Annotated in this window: 10 protein-coding genes; all 10 read left to right on the top strand. The window is 30.1% G+C overall.

The window, feature by feature from the left end; all coding sequences use genetic code 11:
- The first annotated feature begins 115 nt into the window (after positions 1 to 115).
- Positions 116 to 3,031, top strand: coding sequence for an ATP-grasp fold amidoligase family protein (locus tag DMB95_RS01470; RefSeq protein WP_142930596.1), 2,916 nt, complete (start codon positions 116 to 118; stop codon positions 3,029 to 3,031).
- Positions 3,018 to 4,115 carry a pyridoxal phosphate-dependent aminotransferase gene (locus DMB95_RS01465; protein ID WP_137632642.1) on the top strand — a complete coding sequence of 366 codons (1,098 nt, stop codon included), beginning with the start codon at positions 3,018 to 3,020 and terminating at the stop codon, positions 4,113 to 4,115. The genes DMB95_RS01470 and DMB95_RS01465 overlap by 14 nt, the downstream gene beginning before the upstream one ends.
- Positions 4,116 to 4,174: 59 nt before the next feature.
- Positions 4,175 to 5,341 carry a pyridoxal phosphate-dependent aminotransferase gene (locus DMB95_RS01460; RefSeq protein ID WP_142930595.1) on the top strand — a complete coding sequence of 389 codons (1,167 nt, stop codon included), beginning with the start codon at positions 4,175 to 4,177 and terminating at the stop codon, positions 5,339 to 5,341.
- 17 nt (positions 5,342 to 5,358) lie between these two features.
- On the top strand, positions 5,359 to 5,991 hold the full coding sequence (locus tag DMB95_RS01455; protein WP_142930594.1) for an HAD-IB family hydrolase: 633 nt from the start codon (positions 5,359 to 5,361) through the stop codon (positions 5,989 to 5,991).
- A gap of 12 nt (positions 5,992 to 6,003) precedes the next feature.
- Positions 6,004 to 8,166, top strand: coding sequence for an alpha-2,3-sialyltransferase (locus DMB95_RS01450; protein ID WP_142930593.1), 2,163 nt, complete (start codon positions 6,004 to 6,006; stop codon positions 8,164 to 8,166).
- Between the two features lie 90 nt (positions 8,167 to 8,256).
- The gene (locus tag DMB95_RS01445) at positions 8,257 to 9,033 is read left to right on the top strand and encodes an aldolase/citrate lyase family protein (RefSeq protein WP_142930592.1); all 777 of its coding nucleotides are present in this window, start codon (positions 8,257 to 8,259) and stop codon (positions 9,031 to 9,033) included.
- Entirely contained in the window at positions 9,030 to 9,683 is a 654-nt protein-coding gene (locus DMB95_RS01440) for an NTP transferase domain-containing protein (RefSeq protein WP_142930591.1), read from the top strand. Before DMB95_RS01445 ends, DMB95_RS01440 begins: the two co-directional genes overlap by 4 nt.
- Complete coding sequence (locus DMB95_RS01435; protein WP_142930590.1) at positions 9,670 to 10,428, top strand: acylneuraminate cytidylyltransferase family protein; 759 nt, start codon at positions 9,670 to 9,672, stop codon at positions 10,426 to 10,428. The genes DMB95_RS01440 and DMB95_RS01435 overlap by 14 nt, the downstream gene beginning before the upstream one ends.
- Positions 10,428 to 11,360, top strand: coding sequence for an NAD-dependent epimerase/dehydratase family protein (locus DMB95_RS01430; RefSeq protein WP_142930589.1), 933 nt, complete (start codon positions 10,428 to 10,430; stop codon positions 11,358 to 11,360). The genes DMB95_RS01435 and DMB95_RS01430 overlap by 1 nt, the downstream gene beginning before the upstream one ends.
- Positions 11,357 to 12,142 carry an acylneuraminate cytidylyltransferase family protein gene (locus tag DMB95_RS01425; protein WP_142930588.1) on the top strand — a complete coding sequence of 262 codons (786 nt, stop codon included), beginning with the start codon at positions 11,357 to 11,359 and terminating at the stop codon, positions 12,140 to 12,142. The genes DMB95_RS01430 and DMB95_RS01425 overlap by 4 nt, the downstream gene beginning before the upstream one ends.
- Positions 12,143 to 12,173 lie beyond the last annotated feature (31 nt).

Below are 12,173 nucleotides of genomic sequence, written 5' to 3'. Positions count from 1 at the left end.
GGACAAACCTTAATTAAAGCTTATAACAATCGCTGGGGGGGGGGGCTTATCAAAATGCCATTTGAGTTGCTAACAGTTATAAAAAATCACAAAAATAAGTAGGGGAAAAATAAAAATGCGAAATGCAAGTATTAAGTATATTGATAATTTAGAGCATAATTTTTTTGTAAAAAAAATTACTAGCAATTCTGCAGCTTTAGTGTTTTTTGCCAACAATGATGAAATACTTGAGTTGGCGGTAACAATTCAAAGCATTATTGAAAATTCTGGTAATAAAGAAAAAATGCTTGACGTAATAGTATTTTCAAATTGCTTTCCATTGAGATATTGGCAAATGTTTTTAAATATGCAAAATGGTAAAAGCAATGTTTTATTAAGAGCATTTATAAGTTATGATACAAATTTGAAGGAGAAATTCTTATCATATTTAAAAACAGAATATAAAAATTTTATGTACTTGGACCATAGCTTCATATTAGAAGAGGATATATTTTCAATTTATGAAAAACATATTGCTAACACGGCAAATTTTACAATACAAACAAAACTTTCAAATTTAGATTACAATATAAATGATAATAATCTTGATTCATTATGGTGGCAATACGCCAAACAAACACCATTTTATGAACTTTGTCTTTTTAAATTTATGTTTAATTTATATATTGCAGATAAGAATTTAGATATTTCTAAATTCTTACTTTCATCTCATGATAATTTTTCTTATCTAGCTCATTTTGACAATTTTCATTTTGATTTTGAAGATTTGGCCCAAGATCAAAGACGTGAAGTGCATATTGTTTATATGTGTGACAAAAAACAAAGCTCTATAAAAAAATGTGCTGTTTCTATGCTTTCTGTTTTAGAGAATAAAGATGAAAAAGATTTTATTCATTTTTATTTTATTATAGATGAAGGTTTTAAGGAGACAGATACAGCTTGTTTGGATTTTTTAAATACAAAGCATTCTACTTTAACTTTTTTAAAAGTCGATTCTAGCGATTTTGAACTATATAGAAGCACTACGCAAAGAAAAAATATGCCTATTAATGCGTATTATCGTTTAGCTATACCTTGGCTTTTACCGCATTTGGATCGAGTTATTTATTTGGATTATGATTCTGTAGTGCTTGATAGTTTGTGGGAACTTTATAATTTGGATATTTCGCAGTATTATCTTGGTGTTGTTGATGATGCTTGGAAGTATTTTAGATATAAAGAAATGATGCATATACAACCTGAATCAAGGCATTATAATTCAGGAATGCTTTTATTTAATGCTAAAAAATGGCGTGATGAAAAAATAGATGAAAGACTGAAAGAATTTTCCTTACTTCACAAAGATGTTTTTGTTCTAGCTGATCAATTTTTAATAAATGCAGTTTTAAATAAAAATATCCGTTTCATTCACTTTAAATACAATCTTCAGCTTTCTAGAATTGAAATTGGAGAAAGAGTTGAGTTTGACGATCTAAACGAACTTAAAATAGCAAAAGAAAATCCAGTTATTATCCATTTTAATCTAGGAAAAGCTTGGCAGCTTAATGCATGCTTAAATCCTTTCTTTTTTAAATGGTGGGAGTGTGCAAGAAAATTACCATTTTATACCGATATTTTAGTTAATGCCGTAAAAGATTCTGTTCTTGAACATTATTCTTTCAAGTACAAAGTGCATGAAGGCGCGGTTCAAAGGATAAAAGATCAGCTTTCATATAGGCTCGGCTCTACGCTTATTAAAACTGCTAAAAACCCTATAAAATGCATAATTCTTCCATATTCTCTTATTAAAACAATAAATGAATACCAAAGATATAAGAAACAAAATTCAATACCTTTACCACCATTAGAAACATACGCAGATTATGAAGAAGCTTTGAAGGTTAAAAATCATCTTTCTTATAAAATAGGATCTTTGATTTTAAATACCCATAAGAAAGGTATTATCGGTTATATATCTTTACCTTTTGCTCTTATTCAGTCTAGTAAAGAACATAAAAATGCCTCCTTATCTAAACATAGTTTTGTTGAAAACAATATCAGGACACAAAAAGAGTTTAGTTTGAAAGATGATGAGCTTTTTCTTACTCAAAGACATAAGCAAATTTTTGGCTATATTCCTAATTTTAAATTGCCTCAAACCTTTAATGAAAAAATTATCTCAAGGATGCTTTATGATAGAAGTCCGGTATATATAGCTTTGGCTGATAAAATAAAAGCAAGGATTTATATAGCAGCTACTTTAGAGCAAGAACAAAAGACATTTTTGGCTAGTGATGTTCATATTTTTTCATCAAATTCCCCTCTTTTTGAACCTATTGATTCTTTAGAAACCTTGCTATTTAGAACCAATGAGTGTAAATATTTACCAAAGTTATATGGAATTTATAAAAATGCTTATGATATAGACTTTGAACAACTTCCAAACAGCTTTGTTTTAAAAACCAATCATGATAGCGGTGGAGTGGTGATAGTAGAAAATAAAAAAGAATTCTTAAGAGATGTAGAAAAACTTACTCAGTCTCTAAAAAAACTTCAATGGCATTTAAATAGAAATTATTATGATTTTGCAAGGGAGTGGCAATATAAAGATATAGAGCCAAGAATTTTAGCTGAAGAATTATTGTTAAATAATGATAAGCCAGCAGATACTTATAAAATTCATATTTTCGATCAGGATGATATGAAAAATAATTTTTTTCAAGTTACAACAGATCGATTTGATAATTATCAAAGAGCAATGCTTGATAGTGCTTGGAATTTAGCTCCATTTGGCATAACTTATGATAATTCCAAAATCACAAAAATCCCCAATAAACCACAAGCTCTTGAAACAATGCTAAATCTTTCTTTAAAACTTGCTAAACCATTTGATTATGTAAGGGTTGATCTGTATCAAAATGCAAATAAAATTTATATAGGAGAGCTTACTTTTACTCCGGGTGCAGCAGGCGAAAGAATTATCCCAAATGAATGGGATAAAAAACTTGGAGATTTATGGAAATTTAAAAGGCTAATTGATGAAAGCAAATAAAAATATTCAAGAACTTTCACCTTATGTTTCAATCCCTCATAAAGTATGGGATATAGAAAACAAAAAAGGTGTTTTAAAGCTTGATTGGAACGAAGCCACAATACCACCATCGCCAAAAGTTTTTCAAGCAATTCAATCTTTTTTAAAAGATAATTTTTTAAATTGGTATCCAAATACCAACAATATTTCATTGCTAGAATCTTTGGCAAAATACTGCAGAGTAAGCATTGAAAATATACAAACTTTTGCAAGTTCTGATGCGGCTCATGAGTTTATTCTTTCTGTTTTTTTAGAAAATAGTGATAAAATAGCCATAATAAGCCCAACTTATGATAATTTTAGAGCCAGAGCGCAGGGTATAGGAATAAAAACTTTACCCTTTATGCTAGATGCAGATTTTGAACTTAATTTTGAACTTCTTAATAAATTCATAATCACAAACAATATAAAGTGTGTTTATATTTGTAATCCTAATAATCCTACTGGAAAAGCTTATGATAAAGAAAAATTAACAAAATTACTACAAGATTTTGAACAAGTGCTTTTTATTATTGATGAAGCTTATTATGAATTTTATGGCACTAGTATGCAGGATTTGGTTCAGCAATATAAAAACATCATTATAACAAGAACTTTTTCTAAGGCTTTTGCTTTAGCTGGACTTAGAATAGGCTATGTTATTTCTCATAGTGAAAATATTTTAGCTTTAAATAAATTAAGAAACCCAAAAAATGTTAATGCCTTAGCACAAGTAGCAGCTATAGCAGCTTTAAATGACTTAGAATACACTCAAAATTATATTAATGAAGTAAAACTAGCAAGAAAGGAATTTATAACTAGTATGGACTTAGTTATGGGGGGGGGGCTTGCCCATGGATCCGTAACTAATTTTGTTTTGATGAGAAATGAGAATACGACTCTTTTCGTGAATTACTTGGAACGAGATGGTATTTTTATACGCAATTATTCTCACATCATTGCAAATCATTGCCGTATTAGTATAGGAACAAGAAAGCAGATGGGACTAGTTGCTCAAAAGATACAAGAATTTATAACTCAACAAGGAGGAAATTTACCTTGTTAGCTATATTTTTCGTGAAAAAATCAATTATTTTCACGCTTTTATTATTGAAAGAAATTGTAATGATAGAGCTTAACGAGCAAGAAAAAAGACTTGCTGCAAAGATTAAAAGACTAAAAGAATCTTCTGGAAGTCATAGTCCAAGCATTTTTACTATAGCCCAAAAACTACCAGAATTGCAAATCAAAGTTGATGCTTGTTTTTTATCTAATCCTTATGCAACAGAACTTTTTTTAAATTATCTCAAAAAGGATTTGATTGATAGTGACAAATTAAGAGATGTTTTGGAGTTTTATCCTTCTCAAAATAGTGTTATTGCAGATGTTATTGCCCAATATCTAAACATAGATGCTGAAAATATTTTTATAGGTAATGGTGCTATAGAAATCATTCAAGCTGTTTTGCATAATTTTGTTGGGAAAAAATTAATCGTAAATATCCCTACATTTTCATCATATTACGAATTTGTAAGAGCTGATACGCAAGTGCTTTACTTCCAACTCTTAAAGGAAAAACAATATGCCTTAGATATTGAGCGATATATAAAATTTGTTAAAGATAGCAAGGCTGATAGTATTGTAATCATTAATCCAAACAACCCAGATGGTGGATATATTAATTATGAAAATTTAAGATATATACTTACAGAACTCAAGCACTTATCAAATATTATACTTGATGAATCCTTTATACACTTTGCTTATGAAAACAAGCAATATGATCTTGTTCAAACCGAGCAACTTTTTAAAGAATTTCCAAATCTCATCATTATAAAAAGTATGTCAAAAGATTTTGGTATAGCAGGGATTAGATCAGGCTATGGCATAATGAGCAAGGATAAAGTTGCTTCATTGCTTCATAATGGCTATTTATGGAACTCTTCTGGATTGAGCGAGTATTTTTTTAGGCTTTATGTCCAAAAATATTTTTTACAAGAATATGAAAAAATAAGAAAAAAATACATTAGCCAAACCCAAGTGTTTTACGACAATCTTTCGAAAATTCAAGCTATAAAAGTATATCCAAGCATGAGTAATTTTGCTTTAGTTGAATTGCTTGATAAAAGCACGAGTGCTGATTTTGTTACAAAAATGCTTGTTAAATACGGCATATATACTCGAACTTGTAATGACAAAATAGGTTTAGATGGCGAATTCGTAAGAATTGCAAGTAGAACATATGAAGAAAATGAAATTATATCAAATGCAATGAAAGATTTGTTTTTATAAAAACTAAAAGGTGTATTATGGATAAAAAGATTTTAGCTTTATTTGATTTTTGTGAAACTTTACCAAATTTTCAAACACTTGATAGCTATCTTCCTATGGCAGGTGCTTTAAATCCAAACTATACGGAAGAAAAAAATATGAAAAGAAGAAAAGAATATCAAGAAAAAGGAATGATATACCCACGATATGAGCATTTGATAGATTTTCCTATTAGTGAAGCTAAAAAGCTTGCTAGACATTTTATTTACGAAGAAGTTTTGCCTAAGTTAAATCGAAATATCTTACAAAAACTTTTCTATCATCAAGATAATGGACACACCATAGTAATAGTCTCTGGAGGGCTTGAGATATATATTAAAGAATTTGCCAAAATTTATAATATCGAGCATGTTGTAGCAGTAGCTTTGGAAACTATAGATGAAAAACTAACAGGAAATATAGATGGGATTCATACTATGCAGGAAAGAAAACTTTACAAGCTTGATCAAATGCTTGATTTAAAAAAATATGATTTAAAAAATTCATATGCTTACAGTGATTGTGTAAGTGATATTCCACTTCTTTCTTTAGTGGGCAATGCTAATGTTGTTGAATGTGGTAAGGATTTGCAATGGGCAAAAATACTAGGATATCAAATATTAACACAATAAGAAAGGGGAGCAATGAGTAAAGCAATACAAGATTTTTTAAATGATCTTAAAGATTGGCAAAAGAATTTCACAATACAAGAATATGAATTTGAAAAATATAATTGTGAAATAGCACAAATAGCAAGAATGCAGAATAATAATGATATAGATGGGCTTGTGAATTTTTGGAATGAAAAGGTAAAGCAAGAATATTTTGAAATTAAACATCCTTTGTATAATGATGTGGTTTTAAGAGCGGTTTTTTCTAGTAAAGAACCCTTGTTAGAAAATTATGTATTTTTAATTGACAAAGAGAATAAATATCCATGCTTATGGCTACAGGCTACTCATTGTATAAATGCCATTGTAGTAGAAAAAAGAATATTTGTGATAAAAGAACCATGGAATGATGATGTTGCACTAACCTGGACTAAGTTAATGATGACACGCTTTGCTAAGGAAAATATTATAAATTTATATCATCGTGATATTGCTTTTGCATTTACTTTAAAAAATACTCGTCCATGGCATTTTTTTTCTGAGAAAATGTATGTTATACAGCATTTGGATTCAAACAATAAATTAGTAGAATCTACGCATTCTTTTTTTACTCCTAAACAATTCAAATCTATCACAAAATCTAAAATAAAAGACTTTGTTCTCTTCTATCCATCGGCTATACCTATGTTTATAGGTCTTTTAAAAGAAGTGTATGCAGAGTCTATTCAAGATCGTGAAAAAATAGTCAAAAAAGATAGTTTTAACTATGATTTGATTCTCTGGTTAGGTTTACCCGGAGAAAAAAGAGCATGGCTAGAACAAATCAAAGGCACAGCCTTAATCCTTAAAAATTTAAGCAAATATTTTAAAACAATAAAAGTCTATGTAGATGGAATGACAGCTTATGATGGACAAAGACAAGATTTTCCAGAAAATAAAGTCTTATTTCATAAAGTAGTCAAAGCCACTAAAGAAGCTTTTTCTAACTTGAAATATGATCTAAGTTTAGATGAACTTAATAATGATGTGATAAAACAACATGCAAATTTAAACAACAGCTCAAATGAGTTTTGTTATGCCAAAGACAATAAAGCAAATTTATGCATGGGGGGGGGGCATTGTGAATCTTTCATTTATGATGCTGATGAATTACAAGGCTTAGAACAAGAACAAAGTGAAGAATTTAAAAAGCTTAGTTTATTTTTTAATCTAAATACTATTAACTCAAATAATGATACTTCAAGCAATGCTTTAAGCTCAAATAGCAATAAAAACTCAACACTCATAGTCTTTAAGTCCCTAGTAGGATATGATTACAGAAGTAAGATTTGTTTTTGCGATGATTGTGATATGGCAGTAAGTGAACCTGGAACAGCTACAATTGTACCAATGCTTTTATGCAATAAACCAAACGTGCATTATTATGGCGATAAAAGAATGCCAATGTCGCAAAATTCAAAAAGAAGTATCAGTGAAAAATATGTTTTGATTGCAGGATCTAGCCCTTTTTTTCACGCTAATGATTTCCATATCCCACCCCAACACCTCTACAACCTCACAGCTGAAGTTTTAGAAGAGCTAGCCAAAGATGATAAGCTTAAAGGCTATAAAAATGGAGTTGATAGCAAAGGTAATACACTCATCATGCATAGACTTAAAGTTCCTCCAGTTGAACTTATAGCTAAACAATATGAACTTGAACAAAAAAACAATATAGATATTTCACTTGAAAATGTTGCTTTATACACTGAACTTGAGCAAAAGATCAATACTTTAAACACCACTATACAAGATCAAAACTCAAATTTAAATCAACAACTCCAAAGAGGAAAAGCAAAAGATAGAATTCACAATCACTTAGCTTATAAGCTAGGAAGTGCTTTAATTACTTGCTCAAAGTCTTTCTTTACTTATATAAGTATGCCTTTTATATTAAGCTATATAAAAGCACAGCACAAACTTAGCAATGAAAAATATCAAAAAGCCATCACAAACGATCCAAGCTTAAAGCTTCCTGCACTTGAAAGCTATCCAGATTATCAAGAAGCTTTAAAAGAAAAAGAATGCTTTACTTATAAGCTAGGATCAGCACTCATGTATGCTGATAAGACTTGGTATAAGGGAGGCTATATCTGGTTTTATTTTGAGGCAAAAAGACTAAAGGCTGAGTTTATAAATAAAAAGGAAAACTTATGAGAGAGCAAAAATACTTGAAACAATGTTTATATAGGAGTTTAAAACCAAGTTTTCTCATAGAGCAAAGCAGAAAAAGAAGGAGAAAAAGGAATGTTTGGGCTAGAAACAAAACTTTATAATCAACTATGTCTTTTAAGAGATGAATATAATATTCATGGTATAAAAGCAGAATTTGAGGCTGAAGGAAGTAGTTTTAGGGATTTAATGCGTTTAAGACGCTTGACATCTAAAGCGCATGTAAAATTGTTTTTAAAAATTGGTGGTGTTGAGGCGAATAGAGATATTAAAGACGCATTAGAAATAGGTGTGGATGGTATTATTGCTCCTATGGTGGAAAGTAAGTTTGGTGCAAAAAAATTTTATGAAAGTTTAAATAAAATATCGTATCGAGAATGCGAAATTGCCTCTACTTTAAATATTGAAACACAAATAGCTATAAAAAATATTGATTCTATCTTAGAATTTGCTCAAGATAAGTTTGATAATATCACTATCGGACGTTCTGATTTGAGTGCTTCGTTTTTTGATTTAAATATTAAGCCAGATAGTGATTTTATTTTTAATTTACTTTTAGATGTAGCCAAGAAAATACCAAAATATAATCTTAAGCTAGCCATAGGAGGAAATTTAAGCGTTCATACGCTGAAAAAAATGGATAATTTATATCAAGATTTATTTACACTCATAAACACTTTAGAAACAAGAAAGGTTATGTTGCCTTCACATATTTGCATGACAAAACCTGATTGTATAAAGCAAGCTTTGATCTTTGAAGAATTATATATACTCTCAAAGAAAGAATTTAGTGATTTACATATTTATCCTGAAATAACAAGATTAACCGAACTTAAAAGGAGGTTGCAATGAGTTTTTGTATAGTTATACCAGCTCAAGAAAACAATCAATATCATAAAATGGGTGATTTAGCTCCATTTGGAGATACTAGCCTCTTAAAATGGAAAATTGCACAGTGTAAGGAATTTGCCGATGATGCACAAATTTATATCAGTGCTTATGGAGAGCAAATTAAAAAAATAGCATATGATGAAAATGTAAATTATATAGAACGAAAACCAGGTGAAATATACACGCAAACCATACAAACCATCTTAACCAAACTTGATAAGCCACATATTATTTGGGTATATTGCACCACTCCATTTATTGGAGCAAATATTTATGAGGCAATGTATAAGAAATTTTTGCAAAAACAGGATAAAATAGTTATTTCTGTAAAACAAATTAAAGAATTTGTATTTTACAAAAATACAAAACTTAATTTCACCAATAACATTTCTACAAGAGCAAATATTGACCCACTACAAATTATTAGCAATGGTTGCTTTATCTTTGATCGGGATAAAGCTTCAAAGCTTAAAGATTTTTTCTTATTGGATTTTGAGTTGTTTTTGCTTGATAGTCTTGCTAGCATTGAAATTAAAGATATGCAGGATTATATCATCACAAAAGAATTAATTACTTTGTACTTTAGAAAGGAATACCATGAGTTTAAATAAAATAACAGCCGTTATACCAGTGCGTGCTGGATCTAAAAGACTTGTAAATAAAAATCTCTTAGCCTTTGGATCAAGCAATCTCCTAGAGCATAAAATTACACAGCTCAAGGAGCTTAAATCTTTAAATATCATAGATGATATAGTAGTTTCTTCTGATAGTGACTTGATGCTGGATATAGCTAAAACTCATAAAGTAAAAACTCATAAAAGAGCTGATGAATTTGCAGATGAAGTAAGTAAAAGCTTTTCTGAAGTTATTGTAAATGTAGTATCTAATATACAAAATACTTCACACATCCTTTGGGCACCATGCGTATGTCCATTGTGTGGAGTTGAAAATTTCAAAAATGCTTTAGAAATATATAACCAACAAGTTATAAAAACACAAAATTATGATAGTGTAATATCTGTAGTAAATTTTCAACAATATCTTTGGGATAGTAAAAAGCCAATTAATTATGTTTTGGGTAAAGGGCATGTACCATCGCAAAAATTGCCCCATTATCAAACAGTGGTAAATGGTTTTTACATTGCCCCAAAAGAAAAAATGCTTCAATGGGAATATTTTTGCGGAACAAATCCATATCGATTGGAAATAAGTCAGGTTGAAGGTATTGATATAGATACAGAATTTGATTATATTTGTGCAAAAGCATGTTATAGAGCAGGGGGGGGGGGAATTGTCTTAATAATAATAAATACTGCCTGCTTCTTTTCATCACAAAATTTACTGGAGGTGGCATAATGGTAGCTCCAAGAATTCTTATAACAGGTGGAGCTGGATTTATAGGTACAGCTTTAGCGCATAAACTCCAGACTCTAGGATATAATATCTCTTTAATAGATTTAGAATTTAAATTCCAATCTATCCATAAAGATTTTAAGCAATACGGGCTTGACATAAGAGATTTTAAAAATTTTAAAAATTTAAAAGATGAAAAATTTGATTTTATTTTTCATCTTGCAGCACAAACTTCTTCTGCTATTTCTCAAGAAAATCCAGAACTTGATGTAGATACAAATGTTAAAGGCACTCTCAATACTTGTAATTTTGCTAGAATCTGTGAAGCAAAAAAGATTATTTTTACCTCCTCTATGGCTACCTATGGGAATAAAAAGGGGATTATAAAAGAGCAGGATTCTCAAACTCCACTTTCAAATTATGGCGCTTCTAAATTAAGTGGTGAGCGCTATATTGAAATGTTTAAGCAGTTTGGTATCGAACATACAATCTTTCGGCTTTTTAATGTCTACGGTCCGGGTCAAGATATGGGGAATCTAAGGCAGGGTATGGCAAGTATTTTTATGGCACAAAGCCTACTTGGTGACACTATACAAGTAACTGGCTCGTTTGAGAGATATAGGGATTTTGTTTATATTGATGATGTGGTAAATGCGCTTGTTATAGGAATGCAAGAGCATAGCAACTCACAAATTTATAATGTAGGAAGTTCAGAAGCTACAAGCGTAAAAGAACTTATCGAGTTAATTATCGCCTTACATAAAGGTAAAAAATTTAAGATTTTAAATATAGGAGGGCATGAGGGGGATCAATTTGGCTCTGTTGCCGATATTTCAAAAATTTTAACATTGGGTTGGAAGCCTGAAGTGTGCTTGAAAGATGGTTTAAGCAAAATGTTTGAATATGCAAAAGAAGTTATGTGTGGTTTAAAATGAATACAAAAATTTTATCAAAAAATATTACTGCTTTATTAACAGGTAGAGGTAACAACACACTTAAGGATAAAAATATTTTGCCTGTATTGGGCAAACCACTATTATCTTATCCAGCTCAAGCAGCAAAAGAGGTAAAAGAAATACAACATTTTTTTGTAAGTAGTGATGATATAAATATCTTAAATATTGCAGCTAAGTTGGGTTATAAAAAAATAAAGCGCCCAGCTAAGTATGCAAAACCAGATTCTCAGCATATAGATGCCTTAATACATGCGCTTAAGCTGATAAAACAAAGAGAACATTTTGTGCCAGAGATTTTGGTTGTATTGTTAGCAAATTCTGCAACAATCAAAAGTGAATGGATAAAACAGGGCATCGATATGATTTTAGAAGATGAAAATATTAGTGCTGTGGTGCCGGTATCGCTTAATCAAGATTACCATCCTTATCGTGCAAAAAGATTACGAGAAGATGGAAGCCTCGATACTTTTTTTGATTTTGATAATATAGAGGTTTCAACGAATAGACAAGATTTGGAGCCAAGTTATTTTTTGTGTCATAATTTTTGGGTTTTAAATGTAGAAAAATCGCTTTTTTCTGCAAATGGACAAAAACCATGGGTATTTTTAGGAAATAATATCAAGCCAATTATTGTAGAAGGTTGTTTTGATGTGCATGATATAGAGGATTTATATAAAACACAAAAATGGCTAGAGAAAAATTTATATTTAGACAACTCTCAGGTTACAGATAAATCAAGAGGGGGGGGGGGGCTTAAATAATCCTGCAGCAGCTACGCAAAATAAAAATATT

It is taken from the genome of Campylobacter sp. MIT 12-8780, assembly GCF_006864535.1.
In the GTDB taxonomy this organism is placed as follows: Bacteria; Campylobacterota; Campylobacteria; order Campylobacterales; family Campylobacteraceae; genus Campylobacter_D.
The sequence above is the reverse complement of the archived record's forward strand: the minus strand, read 5'-3'. Positions and strand labels throughout refer to the sequence as shown.